The sequence below is a fragment of the Enterobacter sp. MGH 38 genome (assembly GCF_000492855.1).
Classification (GTDB): domain Bacteria; phylum Pseudomonadota; class Gammaproteobacteria; order Enterobacterales; family Enterobacteriaceae; genus Enterobacter; species Enterobacter hormaechei_C.
On sequence record NZ_KI535608.1, the window covers coordinates 423,889 to 445,148 of the forward strand.

17 protein-coding genes are annotated in these 21,260 nt (G+C 53.8%); 6 read left to right on the forward strand and 11 right to left on the reverse strand.

The window, feature by feature from the left end; translation table 11 throughout:
- Positions 1 to 137: 137 nt before the first annotated feature.
- The 5 genes from asnB to nagB all read right to left on the reverse strand — a co-directional run bounded on the left by asnB (position 138) and on the right by nagB (position 6,084).
- Entirely contained in the window at positions 138 to 1,802 is a 1,665-nt protein-coding gene (gene asnB / locus L384_RS09310) for an asparagine synthase B (protein WP_003858669.1), read from the reverse strand.
- A 250-nt stretch (positions 1,803 to 2,052) separates the two neighbouring features.
- Complete coding sequence (nagD, locus tag L384_RS09305) at positions 2,053 to 2,805, reverse strand: ribonucleotide monophosphatase NagD (RefSeq protein ID WP_003858667.1); 753 nt, start codon at positions 2,803 to 2,805, stop codon at positions 2,053 to 2,055.
- Between the two features lie 45 nt (positions 2,806 to 2,850).
- Complete coding sequence (locus L384_RS09300; RefSeq protein ID WP_017694286.1) at positions 2,851 to 4,071, reverse strand: DNA-binding transcriptional regulator NagC; 1,221 nt, start codon at positions 4,069 to 4,071, stop codon at positions 2,851 to 2,853.
- Positions 4,072 to 4,079: 8 nt separating this feature from the next.
- Positions 4,080 to 5,228 (reverse strand): N-acetylglucosamine-6-phosphate deacetylase, encoded by a 1,149-nt coding sequence (nagA, locus tag L384_RS09295; RefSeq protein ID WP_023324319.1) that lies wholly within the window; start codon positions 5,226 to 5,228, stop codon positions 4,080 to 4,082.
- Between the two features lie 55 nt (positions 5,229 to 5,283).
- Entirely contained in the window at positions 5,284 to 6,084 is an 801-nt protein-coding gene (gene nagB / locus L384_RS09290; RefSeq protein WP_003858663.1) for a glucosamine-6-phosphate deaminase, read from the reverse strand.
- Positions 6,085 to 6,409: 325 nt separating this feature from the next.
- On the opposite strand from nagB, the gene nagE reads away from it, so the two are divergent.
- The 4 genes from nagE to chiQ all read left to right on the forward strand — a co-directional run bounded on the left by nagE (position 6,410) and on the right by chiQ (position 12,415).
- Positions 6,410 to 8,359 (forward strand): PTS N-acetyl glucosamine transporter subunit IIABC, encoded by a 1,950-nt coding sequence (nagE, locus tag L384_RS09285; RefSeq protein ID WP_023324320.1) that lies wholly within the window; start codon positions 6,410 to 6,412, stop codon positions 8,357 to 8,359.
- A gap of 169 nt (positions 8,360 to 8,528) precedes the next feature.
- The gene (gene glnS / locus L384_RS09280; RefSeq protein ID WP_023324321.1) at positions 8,529 to 10,196 is read left to right on the forward strand and encodes a glutamine--tRNA ligase; all 1,668 of its coding nucleotides are present in this window, start codon (positions 8,529 to 8,531) and stop codon (positions 10,194 to 10,196) included.
- Between the two features lie 447 nt (positions 10,197 to 10,643).
- Positions 10,644 to 12,041, forward strand: coding sequence for a chitoporin ChiP (gene chiP / locus L384_RS09275; RefSeq protein WP_003858660.1), 1,398 nt, complete (start codon positions 10,644 to 10,646; stop codon positions 12,039 to 12,041).
- Between the two features lie 47 nt (positions 12,042 to 12,088).
- Complete coding sequence (gene chiQ, locus L384_RS09270; protein ID WP_032628368.1) at positions 12,089 to 12,415, forward strand: ChiQ/YbfN family lipoprotein; 327 nt, start codon at positions 12,089 to 12,091, stop codon at positions 12,413 to 12,415.
- Between the two features lie 91 nt (positions 12,416 to 12,506).
- Here chiQ and fur read toward each other — a convergent pair whose 3' ends face one another.
- The 4 genes from fur to ybfF all read right to left on the reverse strand — a co-directional run bounded on the left by fur (position 12,507) and on the right by ybfF (position 15,120).
- Entirely contained in the window at positions 12,507 to 12,953 is a 447-nt protein-coding gene (gene fur / locus L384_RS09265) for a ferric iron uptake transcriptional regulator (protein ID WP_003858655.1), read from the reverse strand.
- A gap of 291 nt (positions 12,954 to 13,244) precedes the next feature.
- Positions 13,245 to 13,775 carry a flavodoxin FldA gene (fldA, locus tag L384_RS09260; RefSeq protein ID WP_003858653.1) on the reverse strand — a complete coding sequence of 177 codons (531 nt, stop codon included), beginning with the start codon at positions 13,773 to 13,775 and terminating at the stop codon, positions 13,245 to 13,247.
- A gap of 155 nt (positions 13,776 to 13,930) precedes the next feature.
- The gene (gene ybfE, locus L384_RS09255; protein WP_003858652.1) at positions 13,931 to 14,218 is read right to left on the reverse strand and encodes a LexA regulated protein; all 288 of its coding nucleotides are present in this window, start codon (positions 14,216 to 14,218) and stop codon (positions 13,931 to 13,933) included.
- Between the two features lie 128 nt (positions 14,219 to 14,346).
- Positions 14,347 to 15,120, reverse strand: a complete 774-nt coding sequence (gene ybfF, locus L384_RS09250; protein WP_023324323.1) for an esterase — start codon at positions 15,118 to 15,120, stop codon at positions 14,347 to 14,349.
- Between the two features lie 183 nt (positions 15,121 to 15,303).
- Between ybfF and seqA the strand changes: the two genes are divergently transcribed.
- Complete coding sequence (gene seqA / locus L384_RS09245) at positions 15,304 to 15,849, forward strand: replication initiation negative regulator SeqA (protein WP_003858650.1); 546 nt, start codon at positions 15,304 to 15,306, stop codon at positions 15,847 to 15,849.
- Between the two features lie 24 nt (positions 15,850 to 15,873).
- The gene (gene pgm, locus L384_RS09240; RefSeq protein WP_003858649.1) at positions 15,874 to 17,514 is read left to right on the forward strand and encodes a phosphoglucomutase (alpha-D-glucose-1,6-bisphosphate-dependent); all 1,641 of its coding nucleotides are present in this window, start codon (positions 15,874 to 15,876) and stop codon (positions 17,512 to 17,514) included.
- Positions 17,515 to 17,617: 103 nt separating this feature from the next.
- On the opposite strand, the gene potE is transcribed toward pgm, so the two are convergent.
- Positions 17,618 to 18,931, reverse strand: coding sequence for a putrescine-ornithine antiporter (potE, locus tag L384_RS09235; RefSeq protein WP_003858648.1), 1,314 nt, complete (start codon positions 18,929 to 18,931; stop codon positions 17,618 to 17,620).
- Entirely contained in the window at positions 18,928 to 21,126 is a 2,199-nt protein-coding gene (gene speF / locus L384_RS09230; RefSeq protein ID WP_022650609.1) for an ornithine decarboxylase SpeF, read from the reverse strand. The genes potE and speF overlap by 4 nt, the downstream gene beginning before the upstream one ends.
- Positions 21,127 to 21,260 lie beyond the last annotated feature (134 nt).

The window sequence follows — 21,260 nt, forward strand, 5'->3', positions numbered from 1 at the left end:
GCCGGAATGTGACTGTTTGGTTAGGTTGCGAACAGCGAGGCCGAATATTCGACAATTATTGGTTATTAATCGATTTTATGCAGGGAAAAGAGAGGCAAAAAAATCAGGCCCCGGAGGGCCTGATTATAGTCTGGACATTATTTATAAGCAGACTGGTGAACGCCCACCGCGCGTCCTGACGGATCGTTCATCGCTTTGAAGGATTCATCCCATTCAATGGCTTTAGCAGAAGAGCAGGCGACCGAAGGACCACCCGGTACGCACTCGGCTGCGCTTGGAACCGGGAACAGCTCCTCAAAGATCTCACGGTACAAATACGCCTCTTTCGAGGCTGGCGTGTTGTACGGGAAACGGAAGCTCGCAGTTTCCAGTTGTTGATCAGAAACCTGTTTCGCCGCCACCTCTTTCAGGGTGTCGATCCAGCTGTAGCCTACGCCATCGGAGAACTGCTCTTTCTGACGCCACGCCACGCTCGCCGGCAGGTAGGATTCAAAACATTCACGCAGGATATGTTTCTCCATTTTGCCGTTGCCGCACATTTTGTCCTGTGGGTTGATGCGCATCGCCACATCGAGGAATTTCTTATCGAGGAACGGCACGCGGGCTTCCACACCCCAGGCGGACATCGCTTTGTTGGCGCGCGCGCAGTCAAACATGTGCAGCGCCTGTAGCTTACGCACCGTTTCTTCATGCAGCTCTTTGGCGTTTGGCGCTTTGTGGAAATAGAGGTAACCGCCAAACACTTCGTCAGAACCCTCGCCGGAGAGCACCATCTTGATGCCCATCGCTTTGATCTTCCGCGACATCAAATACATCGGCGTGGAGGCGCGAATGGTGGTCACATCATAGGTTTCAATGTGATAGATCACATCGCGGATCGCATCCAGACCTTCCTGTACGGTGAAGTGAATTTCATGGTGCACCGTGCCAAGATGGTTCGCCACTTCCTGGGCGGCTTTCAGGTCAGGTGCCCCTTCCAGACCCACGGCAAAGGAGTGCAGTTGTGGCCACCAGGCTTCAGAGCGCTCCTGATCTTCCACGCGACGTGCGGCGAATTTCTTGGTGATCGCGGAGATCACGGAGGAGTCCAGACCGCCGGAGAGCAGTACACCGTAGGGGACATCTGACATCAGGTGGCTTTTCACTGACTCTTCCAGCGCCTGACGCAGTTCCGCTTTGTCCGTCACGTTGTCTTTCACCGCTTCATAATCAAACCAGTCGCGCTGGTAGTACGGGCGGATCTCGCCGTCCTGGCTCCACAGGTAGCTACCTGCCGGGAACTCTTTGATGGTGCGGCATACCGGTACCAGGGCTTTCATCTCTGAGGCAACGTAGAAGTTACCGTGTTCATCGTGTCCCATGTACAGCGGGATAATACCAATATGGTCGCGGCCAATCAGGTAAGCGTCTTTTTCGCTGTCGTACAGGGCGAAGGCGAACATACCTTGCAGGTCGTCGAGGAACTCCGGGCCTTTCTCCTGATACAGCGCCAGGATCACTTCGCAGTCTGAGCCGGTCTGAAACGCGTAGCGATCGCCGTACTCAGCGCGCAGCGCCTGATGGTTGTAAATTTCACCGTTAACAGCCAGCGCGTGCGTTTTTTTCTCGTTATACAGCGGCTGTGCGCCAGCGTTGACATCAACAATGGAGAGACGTTCGTGAGCCAGAATCGCTTTATCGCTGGCGTAAACGCCTGACCAGTCCGGACCGCGATGGCGCATCAGGCGGGACAATTCGAGTGCTTTTTTACGCAGTTCGCCCGCGTCAGTTTTAATATCCAGTACGCCAAAAATAGAACACATAACCTTCTCCGTTAACCCTGTTGCGTTGTGATGTTGCTTGCTTATGAAAATGCCGCAAAAAGGGGAGGGGGCGCAAGCGTTTTACCGATGAAAACGTAAAAAGTGCAATGGCAATTGCCGAATCTTAAAAAAAGTGTATGCCTTAAGCAATTATATTGATGATTTCTCAATGAAGAGCTGATTTCGTTAGATGAAGTGATGTTTTAAGACAGCAGAAATGAAAAACCACGCCCTGAGGCGTGGTTCTGAATCAAATAACGTCGATTTCGTCGACAGAGGGGTAAATCCAGCTTGGCCGGAACGGCATCGTATCAATGTCATCAAGCTGTGAAACGCCAGAAAGCACCAGGATGGTTTCAAGCCCCGCCTGGAAGCCAGCAAGAATATCGGTACGCAGGTTGTCGCCCACAATGACGGTTTCTTCTGAGTGTGCCTGCATCGTATTCAGTGCGGCGCGGATAATCCACGGGCTCGGTTTACCGACAACAAACGGCTTACGGCCCGAGATTTTTTCGATACCGGCACACAGCGCACCGCAGGCGGGATAAAAACCGCGACCGTGCGTGTCCGGGTTGGTGGCGATAAAACGCGCACCGTTGGCGACAAAGTAGGCTGCCTTATGCATCATCTCCCAGTTAAAGGAGCGCGTTTCGCCCACGATGACAAAGTCCGGGTTCACGTCGGTGATGGTGAAGCCCGCTTTATACAGCTCGTGGATCAGCGCACCTTCACCAACCACATAGGCTTTTTTGCCTTCCTGACGCTTCAGGAAATCCGCGGTCGCCATCGCAGAGGTATAGAACACGCTGTCCGGGACGTTGACGCCCGCAGTAGCAAAGCGATTTGCCAGATCCTGACCAGTCTGTGAAGGGTAGTTCGTGAGAAGAACCAGTGGCATTCCTTTGTCGATGATGCGGTGAAGAAACTCCGCAGCACCTGGCACGGCAACGTTGTCGTGCATCAGCACGCCGTCGATATCACAAATTACATTCTTAATGGTCATGGACAATCCGACATCAAAAAAAGAAGGCGTTACTATAAGATCCGATCAGGATTCCAGCAAATGTTGCAGCAGGATCCCGTTCAGCATGGCACGTTTTACCAGGGCGAATGCGCCAATTGCCGAGCGGTGATCGAGCGTAGATCGCACCACCGGCAAATTCTGGCGAAATGCCTTCAGCGCCTGGGTATTGATGCAGCCTTCAATGGCGGGCAGTAACACTTTTTCGGCTTCAACGATCTCGCCGGCAATCACCACCTTTTGCGGATTAAACAGGTTGATGGCAATGGCGATGGTCTTACCCAGGTGGCGTCCTACCTGTTCGATCACTTCGCAGGCCAGCGCATCGCCTTTGTTTGCCGCTTTGCAGATGGCGCCGATCTTACAATCGTCCAGCGTGACGCGGCTCTGGTAACCCTGCTCCAGCAGATGGCGAACGCGATGTTCAATGGCGGCGTTGGCGGCAACGGTTTCAAGACAGCCAAAATTACCGCAGTGGCAGCGCTCGCCAAGCGGTTCCACCTGGATATGACCAATCTCGCCTACGTTACCGTTACGACCAATAAAAATGCGGCCATTCGAGATGATGCCCGCACCTGTACCACGGTGAACGCGCACCAGAATAGAGTCTTCGCAGTCCTGGCTCGCACCAAAGTAGTGCTCCGCCAGCGCCAGCGAGCGAATATCGTGACCAACAAAGCAGGTCAGCTTGAAGCGCTTTTCCAGCGCCTCAACCAGCCCCCAGTTCTCTACCTTAATATGCGGCATGTAGCGAATAACGCCGCTTTCCGGGTCAACCAGGCCGGGCAAAATCACCGAGATGGCGATGAGTTCACGGATCTTGCGCTGACAGCTTTCGATAAACTGCGCAATGGTATTCAGTAACGCATGTTCAAGCGTCTCCTGCGTGCGCTCAGGAAGGGGGTAATGCTCTTCGGCAATGGCCTTGCTGCTCAGGTCGTAGAGCGTAAGCGTGGTGTCATGACGTCCTAAGCGAACGCCAATGGCCTGAAAATTGCGGGTTTCCGTGACGATGGAAATCGCGCGGCGGCCCCCGGTGGAGGCCTGCTGATCGACTTCTTTGATCAGGCCGCGCTCAATAAGCTGACGTGTAATTTTTGTCACGCTGGCGGGAGCAAGCTGGCTTTGTTCGGCTATCTGAATGCGTGAGATTGGCCCGTGCTGGTCAATCAGGCGATAAACTGCCGCGCTGTTAAGTTGTTTAACGAGATCGACATTACCGATTTGAGCTTGTCCGCCTGGTGTCATACTTTTACTTACTCAGTGACGACCTCGTTACCATTAACGATGGTCTTAATAATTTTATAATCGTGTGTGAACGCCGTCAGGTTTGCAACCATACCTGGCGCAATACCACCGAGCTGTTTATCGACGCCAATGGCGCGCGCCGGATAAAGCGTGGCCATGCGCAGCACTTCCTCAAGTGCGATGCCGCAATGTTCAACGAGGTTACGTACCCCTTCGATCATCGTCAGAGAAGAACCGCTCAGCGTGCCGTTCTCATCCACACACAGTCCATTCCGGTAGTATATTGTTTTACCAGCAAAAATGAACTGGTCAATATTCGCTCCTGCCGGAGCGGTAGCATCCGTCACCAGGCAGAGCCTGTCGCCTTTCAGGCGTTTGGCGTTGCGGATGTTGGTGTAATCGACATGCAAGCCGTCGGCGATAATGCCGCAGTAGACGTCTGGTTCATCCAGAATTGCGCCAACCAGTCCCGGTTCGCGGCCAGTAATATAGGGCATCGCGTTATAAAGGTGTGTGGCAAATGTAATGCCTGCGCGGAAACCGGCCTTCGCCTCTTTCAGCGTCGCGTTCGAATGGCCCGCAGATACTACAATCCCGGCGGCGGCCAGTTTGCTGATAACGTCCGTGCCGGTCATTTCCGGGGCCAGCGTCACTTTGGTGATCACATCGGCATTGGCGCACATGTAATCCACCAGCTCGGCATCCGGTTTGCGCACGTAGTTTGGGTTATGGGTGCCTTTCTTGACCATATTCAGCCAGGGCCCTTCCAGGTGCAGGCCCAGCGCCTGATTCGGATGTTTTGCCAGGTATTCGCGCATGACGCGGATACCCTGTTTCATCAGGTCATCGCTGCTGGTGATCAGCGTTGGCAGATAGCTGGTGCAGCCCGATTTCTCGTTGGCTTTCTGCATAATTTCCAGCGTTTCAACCGTCACCGCTTCTGCGGTATCGTTAAACTGGACACCGCCGCAGCCGTTAAGCTGTACGTCGATGAAACCGGGGGAGATTACAGCTCCATTGAGTGAACGCTGTTCGATCTCCGGCGGCAGTTCCGCCAGCGGGCAAACACGTTCAATCAGGCCATTGGCGATTACAATCGCATGGTCATCCAGAATTTCATGGCCGGTATAAATCCGACCGTGGGTTAAAGCGTACATATCGACCCCCGGTTAAAAAAAGCGACCGCCCCGGATAAAAGAGGCGGTTATTCAATTACAGACCTTTGATGTTCTCAGCTTCCAGCTCGTTGAAGTATTTCAGCGTTTTCACTTTCAGCTCCATGGTGGACGGTTCGTCACACACGACAACCGCTTTTGGATGCAGCTGTAAGCAGCTGATCGTCCACATATGGTTCACGTTGCCTTCAACGGCAGCCTGAAGCGCTTGCGCTTTCACCGCGCCCAGCACCAGAATCATCACTTCTTCGGCATCCAGCAGCGTGCCCACGCCCACGGTCAGCGCGTATTTAGGCACCTGATTGACGTCGCCGTCAAAGAAGCGGGAGTTAGCCACGCGCGTATCATGGGTCAGCGTTTTAATACGGGTACGGGAAGCCAGTGAAGATGCCGGTTCGTTGAACGCGATATGACCATCGTTGCCTACGCCGCCCATAAACAGGTGGATTTTACCGTAGGAACGGATTTTTTCTTCATACTGACGGCATTCTGCGTCAATATCAGGCGCGTTTCCATTCAGCAGGTTAATGTTTTCAGCCGGAATATCAACGTGATCGAAGAAATTACGGTGCATAAAGCTGTGGTAACTTTCCGGATGTTCCTTTGGCAGGCCGACATATTCGTCCATGTTGAAGGTCACAACGTGTTTAAAGCTAACCTGGCCCGCTTTGTGCATTTCAACCAGAGCTTTATAAGCGGTCAGGGGCGTGCCGCCGGTTGGAAGACCGAGAACGAAAGGACGATCGGCTGTTGGTTTGAACGCGTTGATGCGGTTAACGATATGACGAGCAGCCCATTTTCCGACTTGTTCAGCTGTTGCCAGGGGAATCAGTCTCATTATTCACCTCTAAAGTTTAAGTAAAAGTGGGCGGATGATTAGTGCAACCTGAACTAAGCGTAACCTGGAACCTTTCAGGCCGGATCAATCCGTCTTGATTTTTTGAATGATAAAATAAGTTTTCGTCGTTAGCCAGTGACAGGGAGGGTTTAATACGATATTTGGTGACAATAATCACAAAAAATAGGTGTTTAATTTGCGATACGAATTAATTTTTCACACACTCACACTGCCAGTGAATCATCAACTGTATCTATCGTTCGTGACACAATAAAAACATAGTTTATGCGCGAGTCTTAACAAAGGGTCTCGTAGGGGGAATAGGATGAATATTTTAGGTTTTTTCCAGCGCCTCGGTAGGGCTTTGCAGCTCCCTATCGCCGTGCTACCGGTTGCAGCATTGCTGCTGCGATTCGGGCAACCCGATCTTCTTAACGTGCCGTTTATTGCCCAGGCAGGCGGCGCAATTTTTGACAACCTGGCGCTGATTTTCGCCATCGGTGTGGCGTCAAGCTGGTCAAAAGACAGCGCGGGTGCCGCGGCACTGGCAGGGGCTGTCGGTTACTTCATCCTCACGAAAGCGATGGTAACCATCAATCCTGAAATCAACATGGGTGTGCTGGCAGGTATCATTACTGGCCTGGTGGGTGGCGCCGTGTACAACCGTTGGGCAGGTATCAAACTTCCTGACTTCCTGAGCTTCTTCGGCGGTAAACGTTTTGTGCCGATTGCGACGGGCTTTTTCTGTCTGATCCTCGCCGCCATCTTTGGCTACGTTTGGCCACCGGTGCAGCATGCTATCCATGCGGGTGGCGAGTGGATCGTGTCTGCGGGCGCAATGGGCGCGGGCATCTTCGGTTTCATTAACCGTCTGCTGATCCCAACCGGTCTGCATCAGGTACTGAACACCATCGCCTGGTTCCAGATTGGTGAGTTCACCAACGCGGCCGGCGCGGTATTCCACGGTGATATCAACCGCTTCTACGCAGGCGACGGCACCGCGGGCATGTTCATGTCTGGCTTCTTCCCAATCATGATGTTTGGTCTGCCTGGCGCGGCGCTGGCAATGTACCTGGCTGCGCCGAAAGCGCGTCGCCCAATGGTTGGCGGGATGCTGCTGTCCGTTGCGATCACCGCCTTCCTGACCGGCGTGACCGAGCCACTGGAATTCCTGTTCATGTTCCTGGCTCCGCTGCTGTATCTGATGCATGCGTTCCTGACCGGTATCAGCCTGTTCGTCGCCACCCTTCTGGGTATCCATGCTGGCTTCTCCTTCTCCGCAGGCGCCATCGACTATGTGTTGATGTACAACCTGCCGGCGGCAAGCAGCAACGTCTGGATCCTGATGGTGATGGGCCTGATCTTCTTCGTTATCTACTTCGTTCTGTTCAGCGCGGTTATTCGTATGTTTAACCTGAAGACGCCTGGTCGCGAAGATACGAAAGATGATGTTGTGACCAGTGAAGCCAACAGCAATACCGAAGAGGGTTTAACCCAACTGGCAACCAGCTACATTGCCGCTGTGGGTGGCACCGACAACCTGAAAGCGATCGATGCCTGTATTACCCGTCTGCGTCTGACCGTAGGCGACTCCGCGCGCGTGAGCGATGCAATGTGCAAACGCCTGGGTGCGTCTGGTGTGGTGAAACTGAACAAACAAACCATCCAGGTTATCGTGGGTGCGAAGGCCGAATCTATCGGCGATGAAATGAAAAAAGTGGTTGCCCGTGGGCCGGTCGCTGCCGCCTCAACGGATAACGCGCCAGTGGCTGACGCGCCGGTTGCAAAACCGCAGGCTGTGCCAAACGCGGTGACCATCGCTGCGCTGGTTTCTCCGGTGACAGGTGACGTTGTTGCGCTTGAACAGGTGCCTGACGAAGCGTTCGCCAGCAAAGCGGTCGGTGACGGCGTGGCGGTGAAACCAACGGACAAAACCGTGGTCTCTCCGGCTGCCGGTACTATCGTGAAAATCTTTAACACCAACCATGCGTTCTGCCTGGAAACGGAAAAAGGCGCGGAGATCGTTGTCCATATGGGTATCGATACCGTTGCGCTGAACGGCCAGGGCTTTACTCGCCTGGTGGAAGAGGGTGCTGAAGTGGCGGCAGGCCAGCCGATTCTGGAAATGGATCTGGACTTCCTGAATGCTAACGCGCGCTCCATGATAAGCCCGGTCGTGTGCAGCAACATCGACGACTTCAGCGGTCTGGTGATCCAGGCGCAGGGGCAGGTAGTTGCAGGCCAGACGCCACTGTATGAGATTAAAGGCAAGTAATCGCTCCTGAGTAGAGTTATGCCTTTAGCGGCGGGGGATATCCTCCGCCGCTTTTTTTTGCAGCAATTGCCCCCATTATTTTCTTCCGGGACGTTTTAAGGGTTGTCACTACGTCCGGCTTATAAGATCATATGCCGTTATACGTTGTTTACGCTTTGAGGAATCCACGATGAGTGAGGCAGAAGCCCGCCCGAGTAACTTTATTCGTCAGATCATCGATGAAGATCTGGCCAGTGGTAAGCACACCACAGTCCACACGCGTTTCCCGCCGGAGCCAAATGGCTACCTGCACATTGGTCACGCCAAATCGATCTGCCTGAACTTTGGTATTGCGCAAGATTACCAGGGGCAGTGCAACCTGCGTTTCGATGACACCAACCCAGTAAAAGAAGACATCGAATACGTTGAGTCGATAAAAAACGACGTGCAATGGCTGGGCTTCAACTGGTCTGGCGATATCTGCTACTCCTCAGACTATTTCGATCAGCTGTATACCTACGCGGTTGAACTGATTAACAAAGGTCTGGCATACGTCGACGAATTGTCAGCTGACGAAATCCGTGAATACCGCGGTACGCTGACTCAGCCTGGTAAAAACAGCCCGTTCCGCGATCGTAGCGTGGAAGAGAACCTGGCGCTGTTTGAAAAAATGCGTGCCGGTGGCTTCGAAGAAGGTAAAGCGTGTCTGCGTGCCAAAATCGATATGGCGTCTCCGTTCATCGTGATGCGCGATCCGGTGCTGTACCGCATTAAGTTCGCTGAACACCACCAGACCGGTAACAAGTGGTGCATCTACCCGATGTACGACTTCACCCACTGCATCAGCGATGCGCTGGAAGGCATTACGCACTCTCTGTGCACGCTGGAATTCCAGGACAACCGTCGTCTGTACGACTGGGTGCTGGATAACATCACCATTCCTGTGCATCCGCGTCAGTACGAGTTCTCTCGTCTGAACCTGGAATACACCGTGATGTCCAAGCGTAAGCTGAACCTGCTGGTCACCGACAAGCACGTTGAAGGCTGGGACGACCCGCGTATGCCGACCATCTCTGGCCTGCGTCGTCGTGGCTACACCTCGGCGTCCATTCGTGAGTTCTGCAAACGTATTGGCGTCACCAAGCAGGACAACACCATCGAAATGGCGTCTCTGGAATCCTGCATTCGTGAAGACCTGAACGAAAACGCGCCGCGCGCGATGGCAGTGATCGATCCAGTGAAACTGGTTATCGAAAACTATCCGCAGGGCGGAAGCGAACAGGTCTCGATGCCTAACCATCCGAACAAACCGGAAATGGGCACCCGCGACGTGCCGTTTAGCGGTGAAATCTGGATCGATCGTGCCGACTTCCGCGAAGAAGCGAACAAGCAGTACAAGCGTCTGGTGCTGGGCAAAGAAGTACGTCTGCGTAACGCCTATGTAATCAAAGCCGAGCGCGTAGAGAAAGATGCGGAAGGTAACATCACGACCATCTTCTGTACGTATGACGCAGAGACGCTGAGTAAAGATCCGGCGGATGGCCGTAAAGTAAAAGGTGTAATCCACTGGGTGAGCGCGCAGCATGCGCTGCCGGTTGAGATCCGTCTCTACGATCGTCTGTTCAGTGTGCCTAATCCAGGCGCTGCGGAGGACTTCCTGGCGGTCATTAACCCTGAGTCTCTGATTATCAAGCAGGGGTATGCCGAGCCGTCTCTGAAAGCCGCTGAAGCCGGTAAAGCGTTCCAGTTTGAACGTGAGGGTTACTTCTGCCTGGACAGCCGTTACAGCACGGCAGAAAAACCGGTATTTAACCGTACCGTCGGTCTGCGTGATACCTGGACTAAGATCGGCGAATAATAACGCTGCTCTGGTCAATGAGAAACAAACGCCGCGTAATGCGGCGTTTTTTTATTTAACGATCATGTCGTTAAGCATCGGGATAATCATTTAAACCCAACATTCCAGGTCAATGTGGTGCTACTTATTTTATTTAAAAAAAGTTTGTTGTTTTCCAAAAACAGAAACACTGAAAAATATATTCACAATATCAATGTTACTTACTGAAAATTAGCGCATTCCCCCGCCAGTACTCGCTTTCCGGTAAATGTTACAAAGCACTACGAAATATGTGCTCTTCGTCATAATCCTGACTTTTGCCTGATTAAAACCATTGATAATTCGCGTCGCGAAAAATAACCTAAAGACGGTAGTTAATTCGAGGGTATTTCTGACTACCCCTGACCATTTGGTCTTTTCTGTTTTTCGCCGTTTAGGGCGTTTTAATTCGTCAAAGAGGAATAATCTATGCGTACGTTTAGTGGCAAACGTAGTGCGCTGGCGCTAGCTATTGCCAGTGTGACAGCAATGTCGGGCCTGGTGATTGCGCCAGAGGCAAAAGCAGCAGGTTTCATTGAAGATTCCACCCTCACGGGCGGTATTTATTACTGGCAGCGTGAGCGTGACCGTAAAGACGTCACTGAAGATAAATACAAAACCAACCTTTCTCACTCGACATGGAACGCCAACCTGGATTTCCAGTCGGGATATGCCGCCGATATGTTCGGGATCGATATTGCCGCATTCACCGCAATTGAAATGGCCGAAAATGGCGACAGCGGCCATCCGAACGAAATTGCGTTCTCCTCCAGTAATAAAGCCTACGACGAAGACTGGTCCGGCGATAAAAGCGGTATCAGCCTGTATAAAGCGGCTGCAAAATTCAAATATGGCCCGGTCTGGGCGCGGGGTGGTTATATCCAGCCAACCGGCCAGACGTTGTTAGCGCCGCACTGGAGCTTTATGCCAGGCACCTATCAGGGGGCGGAAGCCGGTGCTAATTTTGACTACGGCGATGCGGGGGCGTTGAGCTTCTCCTATATGTGGACCAACGAGTACAAAGCGCCGTGGCACATTGAGATGGACAAGTTCTATCAGAACGATAAAAAAACCAAAGTTGATTATCTCCACTCGCTGGGAGCGAAGTACGACTTTAAAAACGATCTGGTGCTGGAAGCTGCATTTGGTCAGGCTGAAGGCTATATCGATCAGTACTTTGCTAAAGCCAGCTACAAATTTGATATCGCGGGTAGCCCGCTGAGCACCAGCTATCAGTTCTACGGTACGCGCGACAAGGTCAGTGATGGCAGCGTAAATGATATCTATGACGGCACCGCGTGGTTACAGGCGCTGACCTTCGGCTACAAGGTAGGTCAGGTTGATTTGCGTCTGGAGGGAACATGGGTCAAGGCAGAAGGGCAGCAGGGCTACTTCCTGCAACGTATGACCCCAACCTACGCCTCCTCTAACGGTCGTCTGGATATCTGGTGGGATAACCGCTCTGACTTTAACGCCGACGGCGAAAAGGCGGTCTTCTTCGGGGCAATGTATGACCTGAAAAACTGGAACCTGCCCGGCTGGGCAGTGGGCGCGTCCTACGCGTACGCCTGGGATGCGAAGCCAGCGGATATGGCTACGCCAGACGCGTACTACGATCCAAACTACCGTCTGAAAGAGTCTTCATACAGCCTGGATGCGATTTACACCCTTCAGGAGGGCCGTGCGAAAGGCACGATGTTCAAACTGCACTTCACCCAGTATGACAACCACTCCGATATCCCGAGCTACGCGGGCGGCTACGGCAACATCTTCCAGGATGAACGTGACGTGAAATTCATGGTCATTGCGCCATTTACCATCTTCTGATGAATGCTGCGGCGGGCGGTGTCCCGCCGTTATGGAGACTGAACATGATGAATAAAAGGGTAATCGTTGCGTTGCTGACCTTCGGGCTGGTGGCATGCGCGCAGGATCAGGCGCCGAAAGAGGACTCCCGTCTGAAAGAGGCCTACAGCGCGTGCATCAATACCGCACAGGGTTCACCTGAGAAGATTGAGGCCTGTCAAAGCGTGCTGAACGTGCTGAAAAAAGACAAAACCCATGAGCAATTCGCCACGCAGGAAAACGTTCGCGTAATGGATTACCAGGCCTGTATTCAGGCGCGTAAAACCGGTAACGATCAGGAAGTGGCGAAGCGTTGCGATAAGATCTGGAACGAGATACGCAATAACAATAAATAAGTTGCTTTACGCCCGGTGGCGCAGCGTCACCGGGCTTTTTTCAGGCAAAAAAAAGCCAACCTCACGGCTGGCTCAGAGTATGAACACTCACTTATTTTGCGTCGTGCGCATGTTCATTTTCGCGGCAATCACCTTCAGCACAGTGACCGTACAGGTACAGGCTGTGGTTGGTCAGGCGGATGCCATGACGGGCGGCGATTTCACGCTGGCGCGATTCAATGGAATCATCGCTAAATTCAATGACCTTGCCACAGTCGAGGCAGATCAGGTGATCGTGGTGGTGCTGCTGAGTCAGCTCGAACACGGATTTACCGCCTTCGAAATTATGACGAGTAACAATGCCCGCGTCATCAAACTGGTTCAGCACACGATAGACGGTTGCCAGCCCAATCTCTTCACCCATATCGATAAGACGCTTATAAAGGTCTTCCGCACTGACATGGTGATTGTCTGGCCCCTGAAGCACTTCAAGGATTTTTAACCGAGGAAGCGTTACTTTCAGGCCAGCTTTCTTTAATGCGGTATTGTTGTCAGTCATGCGGAATCTGTCCTGTTGCTAAACGATTCACTTCAAAAGAAGAAGTGACAGAAAATGCACTTGGGATAATGCGTCTCATTATAGAACTGCCATGGCTAAATGAAAACTGCAAGTCTCAAGCAAAGTATGCTTATAAAAACGTGGTATCACCAACAAACTTGTTCGATGGCACCCACTTTTTACCAGGGGGATATTGTACAGGTCTGGGCGAAAAAGTTAAAAGTTTGTAGCAATTAATTTAATCGGTTTTACCTGGAAAACGGGCGCAACCGGAGTTGCGCCGCAGGGATATCAGGCGTTAAGGATATCGTCCAGGTTCAACTCTTCCCGAACCTGCTTAACCCATTTTTCTACACGCTCAGCGGTCAGCTCTGGCTGACGGTCTTCATCAATGGCCAGGCCAACGAAGTGATCGTCATCTGCCAGACCTTTGGAAGCTTCGAAATGGTAACCCGCCGTTGGCCAGTGACCGACGATCGCCGCACCGCGTGGCTCAATGATGTCGCGAATAGTGCCCAGCGCATCACAGAAATACTCAGCATAGTCTTCCTGATCGCCACAGCCAAACAGGGCAACCAGCTTGCCGTTGAAGTCTACTTCTTCCAGCGTCGGGAAGAAATCGTCCCAGTCACACTGTGCTTCACCGTAGTACCAGGTGGGGATGCCCAGCAGCAGGATGTCATAGCCCTCGAGATCTTCTTTGCTGCTCTTGGCGATGTCATGCACATCAGCAACGTCTTTACCGAGCTGTTTTTGAATGTTTTTTGCGATATTTTCAGTATTGCCGGTATCACTGCCAAAGAAAATGCCGATGATTGCCATGAGTAAAATAACCTCTTGAAACTTAATGGTATGGTGGCGCAAATTGTCCACGGATAAGGGCAATAATAGCAGAACAGGCAACCCTGCGGAAACAGCTATCACGCAGGACTGCACTCTGTGCTACATGAAAAAGGTAATATTGGGGATTTTCTGACTCACGCCTTGCCGCGTAACGTCTCAAGCTGGGCGATCAGCATCTCTTCGATCAATTCGCTGCGGCTGATGTTGCGCGCGTCAGCTAATTCGTTAAGCGCATCGACGGCATCGGCATTCAGCTTCAGTTCGACACGCTTAAGCCCACGATTTTTATCGCGTTTAAGCTGGTTGCGTTTATTGATACGCAGCTGTTCATCGCGCGAAAGCGGATTCGTTTTCGGTCGTCCCGGTCGACGCTCATTCGCGAACAGATCTAGTGTCGTACGGTCCGTTTGTTCTTTGGCCATGATTCTGAGACTTCGGGGGAAACACGCCGCCCTGCTAATGCCCGGGCGATAAGCGCGCCATCATACATCACCCAAATCCACACGCCAACGACTGGAAGCCCGTCGTCTTCCGGTCGCTGGCTTTTTAATCAATTCGCTGTATCAGTAAGATAGCGGCGAATGGCGCGCAGGACGGCATCCGGTTTTTCCGCGTGTACCCAGTGCCCGGCACCCGCACTGACGTGAGCGCGAGCCTGCGGGAATTGCGCCAGCAGCGCGTCACGGTACGCGTCAGTGACGTAAGGGGAGTTGCCGCCGCGAATAAAAAGGGTAGGGTGCGGCCAGGCGGGGACGGCTTCCCAGCCCACAATATGCGAATACTGATCCCACAGCACCGGGACGTTAAAGCGCCATTGCCCGTCAACAAACGATTTCAGCAGGAACTGGACCACGCCTTCTTCATCAAGATGCTCGCGCATAACGGCAGCCGCCTGTTGGCGGGTTGCGACACCCGCTTCGGTGACCGCATTGATGGCGGCAAAAATCTCATCGTGACGGCGAACGTCGTAATTGACGGGCGCAACGTCGATGACCACCAGCCCGGAAATTCGCTCAGGTGCCAGCGCAGTGAGCGCCATCACCGCTTTACCGCCCATTGAATGCCCGATAAGCGTCGCTTTCTGAATATTATTCGCATCGAGGGTGTCCCGCAGATCCTGCGCCATGGCTGCGTACGTCATCTCCTCCGAGCGCCCTGAAAGACCGTGATTGCGCATATCAACCTGGAGGATCTCGTGATCGGTCACTAAATCGCGCGCCAGCACACCCAGATTATCCAGGCTACCAAACAGGCCGTGAACCAGTACGATGGGAGAATTATTGTTCGGCGATTGTGCAGTTTGCGCTCGGGTATTCAATTTCATGGCAAAGTTCTTTTTTTAGGTTTGTCAGGTTAGGGTATCATGTTGACCATTCTGCCGCCCGGGGGCAAGGATCCAGTTTAATCTGACTTTTGCCGCCAACCTGGTTTGACGCTATCCGCTGTTGGGATTTGACCTTATAATCTCAACGACTTGTATTCAGATAAGATATCGCACTGGATTAAGATGAAAACAATCGAAGTTGATGACGAACTCTATCAGTATATTGCCAGCCAGACGCGGCATATTGGGGAGAGCGCGTCCGACATTTTACGGCGCATGCTTAAAATTTCCGCCGCCTCACAGCCCACTCCTGTCACTAAAGATGTCGTGTCTCAGCCGAGCGTTGTTGCACAAGTAAAACCTGCCGTCATGCCGGCAAAGGACAAAGTGCGCGCGATGCGCGAGCTGCTGCTGTCCGATGAATATGCCGAGCAGAAAAAGGCCGTTAACCGCTTTATGCTGGTGCTGTCTACACTTTACTCACTGGATAACAACGCATTTGCAGAAGCGACAGAGTCGCTGCACGGTCGCACGCGCGTTTATTTCGCAGGCGACGAGCAGACCTTGCTGCAAAATGGCAACCAAACCAAACCCAAACACGTTCCCGGTACGCCATACTGGGTGATCACCAATACCAATACGGGCCGCAAGTGCAGCATGATCGAACATATCATGCAGTCCATGCAGTTCCCGGCGGAATTGATCGAAAAGGTTTGCGGTACAATTTAACCCTTGCATCAGAAGGACCAGGCAATGGCAAATCACAGCCGTGCAGGACAACCTGCGCAACAACGCGATTTGATTAACGTCGCTCAACTGACCGCGCAGTACTACGTGCTGAAACCGGTGGTGGGCAACGCAGAACACGCAGTGAAGTTTGGTACATCTGGCCACCGCGGCAGCGCGGCGCGCCACAGCTTTAACGAACCGCACATTCTGGCCATTGCTCAGGCCATCGCGGAAGAGCGCGCCAAAAATGGCGTCACCGGTCCGTGCTATGTAGGGAAAGATACCCACGCCCTGTCTGAACCTGCTTTTATCTCCGTGCTGGAAGTGCTGGCGGCGAACGGCGTAGACGTGATTGTTCAGGAGAACAACGGTTTCACGCCAACGCCTGCGGTGTCTAACGCTATTCTGGTACACAACAAAAAAGGTGGCGCGCAGGCTGACGGCATTGTGATCACCCCGTCCCACAACCCACCGGAAGATGGCGGCATCAAGTACAACCCACCAAACGGTGGCCCGGCGGATACCAACGTCACGAAAGTGGTGGAAGATCGCGCCAACGCGTTACTGGCTAACGGTCTGAACGGCGTGAAGCGTATCTCACTGGATGAAGCCATGGCCTCCGGCCACGTGAAAGAGCAGGATCTGGTTCAGCCGTTCGTGGAAGGGCTGGCGGATATCGTCGATATGGCCGCTATCCAGAAAGCCGGGCTGAAGCTGGGCGTGGATCCACTGGGCGGCTCCGGTATTGAATACTGGAAACGCATTGCCGAGCACTACAAGCTGGATCTGACCATCGTGAACGATCACGTCGATCAGACCTTCCGCTTTATGCACCTGGACAAAGACGGCGCGATCCGTATGGACTGCTCCTCCGAATGCGCAATGGCTGGCCTGCTGGCGCTGCGCGACAAGTTCGATCTGGCGTTTGCTAACGACCCGGACTACGACCGTCACGGTATCGTCACCCCGGCTGGGCTGATGAACCCGAACCACTACCTGGCTGTGGCCATTAATTATCTCTTCCAGCACCGTCCGCAGTGGGGCAAAGAGGTCGCGGTGGGTAAAACGCTGGTCTCTTCCGCCATGATTGACCGTGTGGTCGATGCGCTGGGCCGCAAGCTGGTGGAAGTGCCGGTGGGCTTCAAGTGGTTTGTTGACGGTCTGCACGACGGCAGCTTCGGCTTTGGCGGTGAAGAGAGCGCGGGGGCATCCTTCCTGCGCTTCGACGGCACCCCATGGTCAACCGATAAAGACGGCATCATCATGTGCCTGCTGGCGGCGGAAATCACCGCGGTCACCGGTAAGAACCCGCAGGAACATTACAACGAGCTGGCGGAACGTTTTGGTGCGCCAAGCTATAACCGTATCCAGGCTGGCGCCACGTCTGCGCAAAAAGCAGCTCTGTCAAAACTCTCTCCGGAGATGGTCAGCGCCAGCACCCTGGCAGGTGACCCGATCACCGCGCGTCTGACGGCGGCACCGGGTAACGGCGCATCGATCGGCGGCCTGAAAGTGATGACCGAAAACGGCTGGTTCGCCGCGCGTCCATCCGGTACGGAAGATGCGTACAAAATCTATTGCGAAAGCTTCCTCGGCGCTGAGCATCGTCAGCAGATTGAGAAAGAAGCGGTAGAGATTGTCAGCGAAGTGCTGAAAAACGCGTAAGTGGTGTTTGGTGCGGGCTGATGCCCTCACCCCGGCCCTCTCGCACGGGGAGAGAGAGAAAACACTAAAAACGGCAACCTCAGGGTTGCCGTTTTGCTTTTACCTAACTGTGCTTGTTCTTCAATTCAAATCTCGGCGACACCAGACCGTACAGCGTCCAGCCCATAAAGGTCACCATCGCACCATACAGCATCGCTTCCTGGCCGGAGGAATAGAGCGCATAGAAGCTGTAAATTGCGCCAATCAGCGCCACAATATTGGCCGCACGGGCTTTGCGCGGATCAACCTTCGCCACCTTCTGAATAATCACCAGCGCCGCCATCGACAAAATGTACGGAATGATGTTCGTCACCACCGCCAGGTTGACCAGCACGTTAAACTGGCTGTTCAGTGACGGGCTGATGGTCATCAGCGACAAACCACTCTGGAAGATGACAATCGCCAGCATCCCTTGCACTGGCGCATCCGCTTTGGTCACGCGGGAGAAGATTTTCGGGAAATAGCCTTCGTCAGCCGAGGATTTAAACACCTGAGCGATGGTGAACTGCCAGCCCAGCAGCGAGCCGCAGCAGGACATCACCATCAGTCCCATGATCACTTTCCCTACCTCCGGCGTAAACATCTGCGCAAACGCCAGCCCGAACGGCGCCGTGGAGTTGGCCAGATCCATGTTGGGCACAATTCCCGCAATCACGTTGGTCGAGACGATATAGATCACCGCCGCCCCCAGCGTCCCGCCGAGTACCGCGATCGGCACATTTTTCTCCGGGTTTTCCACCACTTCCGCATTCGCACAGGCTGACTCCAGCCCGAGGAAGGCCCATAGCGTCATGGCGATGGACGATCCCACGGCAGTGAAGAACGGTACGTGATGCGGATTCCAGGAGTTGGCGTACAGGGTCGGGCTGAACCAGAACCAGCCGATGATGCACAGGCCGACAACCGGGATGATCACGCCCCAGACGGTAATGCTGCTAAGTTGTCCGGTGATGCGCGCGCCGCCAAAGTTGGCGACGGTACAGATCCACAGCACGCCGATGGTTGCCAGCCCAATCTGCACCGGGGTCAGCGTCGCCCCAAACAGCTCCGTGCCGTAACCGACAGCGGAAATGGCAATCGCCACGTTGGCGATCAGCAGCGACACGCCGTAGGTATAGTTCGCCATAAAGTTACCGGACTTACCGAACGCATATTCGGCATAGCCACCCATCCCGCCGGACTTGCGGCTGAACATTCCGCACTTGGCAAAGGCCCATGCCAGCGCCATCGAACCCACGGCGGTAACAAGCCAGGAGATAATCGAAATCGTCCCCACTTCAGCGAGCTTGGTGGGCAGCATGATGATCCCCGAACCCATCATATTCACCATGGTGAGAATAGTGAGTTGCACCACGCCCATCTTGTTGGCCTTACTCATAATTTTTCTCCTTTCAGCAGCGATGGCTGAGCGGCAGGTTGTTTGATGACGTAGCAGCGCACCTGTTTGCGACCGTCACACTCCTCGACGTAAACCCCCTGTAACTCCGGCGCAAAGCCCGGCAGCAGATTGATCCCGTCTTCCAGCGCGGCGAAGTAGCGCAGCACGGAACCGCCCCAGACTTCCCCCGGAACCACGCACAACACCCCCGGTGGGTAAGGCAGCGCGCCTTCCGCGGCGATACGGCCTTCCGCGTCGCGCAGGGACACCAGCTCGACCTCACCGCGCAGATAGGCATAGTTCGCCTCCTGCGGGTTCATCATGACGCGCGGGAAGTGAGACCTGCGGAACATCTCTTTTTGCAGCTGCTTCACGTTATGGCGGGCATAGAGGTCGTGCATCTCCTGACAAATCTGACGCAGGGTATAATCCGCATAACGTTCCGGATGTTGCTTATAAAGAGAGGGCAGAACCTCTTTCAGCGGCACATCGCTCTGGAGCAGTTTTTCGAAGCGCACCAGCTGGGCGACGAGCTGCTGCAATTTGCCCATGTCCTCCGCCGGGGTGAGCAGGAAGAGAATGGAGTTGAGGTCGCATTTTTCAGGCACGATGCCGTTTTCACGCAGGAAGTTGGCGAGGATGGTGGCGGGCACGCCGAAATCATCGTACTCGCCGGTGCGGGCGTTGATGCCTGGCGTGGTCAGCAGCAGTTTGCAGGGATCGATAAAATACTGATGCTCGGCATATCCCTCAAAGGCGTGCCAGCGTTCGCCCGGAACAAAATGGAAGAAGCGCAGATCGGTTGCAATCTCTGCCGTATCCCAGCTTTCCCATGGACGGCCATCCACCGTCTCTGGCACGAACGGACGAATAAACTGACAGTTCTGAAGGATCAGTTTCCGTGCTTCGATACCGGTCACCACGCAGTCCATCCACATGTTGCGCCCACTTTGCCCCTCGTGCATGCGGGCGTTGATATCCAGGGCGGCAAACAGCGGATAGAACGGGCTGGTGGAGGCGTGCATCATAAAGGCGTTGTTGAGGCGCTTATGCGGGACATAGCGCGCCTGGCCTTTTATATGGCTGTCCTTCTTATGGATTTGCGAGGTTTGCGAGAAGCCCGCCTGCTGCTTATGCACCGACTGGGTAACCAGAATGCCCGGATCGTTTTCGTTCAGCTCCAGCAGCAGCGGCGAGCAGTCGGCCATCATCGGGATAAACTGCTCGTAACCCACCCAGGCGGAGTCAAACAGGATGTAATCGCACAGGTGACCAATCTTATCCACCACCTGACGGGCGTTATAAATGGTACCGTCGTAGGTGCCCAGCTGGATCACCGCCAGACGGAACGGACGTTCATCCCGCGCGCGACCAGGCGCGACCTCTGACACCAGCTCCCGCAGGTAGCTCTCGTCGAAACAGTGTGCGTCGATACCGCCGATAAACCCGTACGGGTTGCGCGCCGTTTCCAGATACACCGGCGTCGCGCCCGCCTGTAACAGTGCTCCGTGGTGATTAGATTTATGGTTATTGCGATCGAACAGCACCAGATCGCCTGGCGTGAGGAGGGCATTGAGCACCACCTTGTTGGAAGAGGAGGTGCCGTTCAGCACGAAGTAGGTTTTATCCGCATTAAAGACTTTTGCCGCATGCTGTTGGGCGATGCATGGCGCGCCTTCATGGATCAGCAGATCGCCCATTGCCACGTCGGCATTGCACAGATCGGCGCGGAAAAGCGTTTCGCCAAAGAAATCGACAAACTGGTTTCCGGCCGGATGGCGGCGGAAGAACTGGCCTCCCTGATGTCCGGGGCAGTCAAACGCACTGTTCCCCTGCTGGACGTAATCGACCAGCGCGCGGAAGAACGGCGGGCGGAGCTGGGTTTCGTACTTCTGCGCAGCCGCTTCAAGCTGGCGTCCGTAGTACGCATTGCTGGTGTCGGAGTACTCAAAAACGCCGTGAATACGCGACAGAAATTCAGCCGGAACCCTTTCTTCTTTATGCGTGGCAATAAACACCGGAATACCGAATCCCGTGGCTTCTATTTCTTCTATGGCGCCATTGAAAATATCGCTCACGGCCAGAACCACGGCTGCCACATCAATATAATCCGATGCGGTGATATCCACAATGTCGCGCGAAGTGGTAAAGCATTCAGGGCAGGCACGGCTGACGGCAATTTTTAACGTTTTCATCTTTATCTCTTTATTTCAGGCAATATGGGGCCCTCGACTTCTTGCGGTAAAGAAATCGATTATTTCCGGAAAAAAAAGCAAAGCGTGTCCGCTGATACGAAATCAGTTAATTGCTTTTTTGCTGAGTAGAATTC

Bases quoted from the DNA above. Each gene is read 5' to 3' on its own strand.
- seqA (WP_003858650.1), top strand. From the start codon at position 15,304: ATGAAAACAATCGAAGTTGATGACGAACTCTATCAGTATATTGCCAGC.
- ybfF (WP_023324323.1), bottom strand. From the start codon at position 15,120: ATGAAATTGAATACCCGAGCGCAAACTGCACAATCGCCGAACAATAAT.
- nagE (WP_023324320.1), top strand. From the start codon at position 6,410: ATGAATATTTTAGGTTTTTTCCAGCGCCTCGGTAGGGCTTTGCAGCTC.
- chiP (WP_003858660.1), top strand. From the start codon at position 10,644: ATGCGTACGTTTAGTGGCAAACGTAGTGCGCTGGCGCTAGCTATTGCC.
- glnS (WP_023324321.1), top strand. From the start codon at position 8,529: ATGAGTGAGGCAGAAGCCCGCCCGAGTAACTTTATTCGTCAGATCATC.
- speF (WP_022650609.1), bottom strand. From the start codon at position 21,126: ATGAAAACGTTAAAAATTGCCGTCAGCCGTGCCTGCCCTGAATGCTTT.
- fur (WP_003858655.1), bottom strand. From the start codon at position 12,953: ATGACTGACAACAATACCGCATTAAAGAAAGCTGGCCTGAAAGTAACG.
- pgm (WP_003858649.1), top strand. From the start codon at position 15,874: ATGGCAAATCACAGCCGTGCAGGACAACCTGCGCAACAACGCGATTTG.
- nagD (WP_003858667.1), bottom strand. From the start codon at position 2,805: ATGACCATTAAGAATGTAATTTGTGATATCGACGGCGTGCTGATGCAC.
- potE (WP_003858648.1), bottom strand. From the start codon at position 18,931: ATGAGTAAGGCCAACAAGATGGGCGTGGTGCAACTCACTATTCTCACC.
- nagB (WP_003858663.1), bottom strand. From the start codon at position 6,084: ATGAGACTGATTCCCCTGGCAACAGCTGAACAAGTCGGAAAATGGGCT.
- nagA (WP_023324319.1), bottom strand. From the start codon at position 5,228: ATGTACGCTTTAACCCACGGTCGGATTTATACCGGCCATGAAATTCTG.
- asnB (WP_003858669.1), bottom strand. From the start codon at position 1,802: ATGTGTTCTATTTTTGGCGTACTGGATATTAAAACTGACGCGGGCGAA.
- chiQ (WP_032628368.1), top strand. From the start codon at position 12,089: ATGAATAAAAGGGTAATCGTTGCGTTGCTGACCTTCGGGCTGGTGGCA.
- L384_RS09300 (WP_017694286.1), bottom strand. From the start codon at position 4,071: ATGACACCAGGCGGACAAGCTCAAATCGGTAATGTCGATCTCGTTAAA.
- ybfE (WP_003858652.1), bottom strand. From the start codon at position 14,218: ATGGCCAAAGAACAAACGGACCGTACGACACTAGATCTGTTCGCGAAT.
- fldA (WP_003858653.1), bottom strand. From the start codon at position 13,775: ATGGCAATCATCGGCATTTTCTTTGGCAGTGATACCGGCAATACTGAA.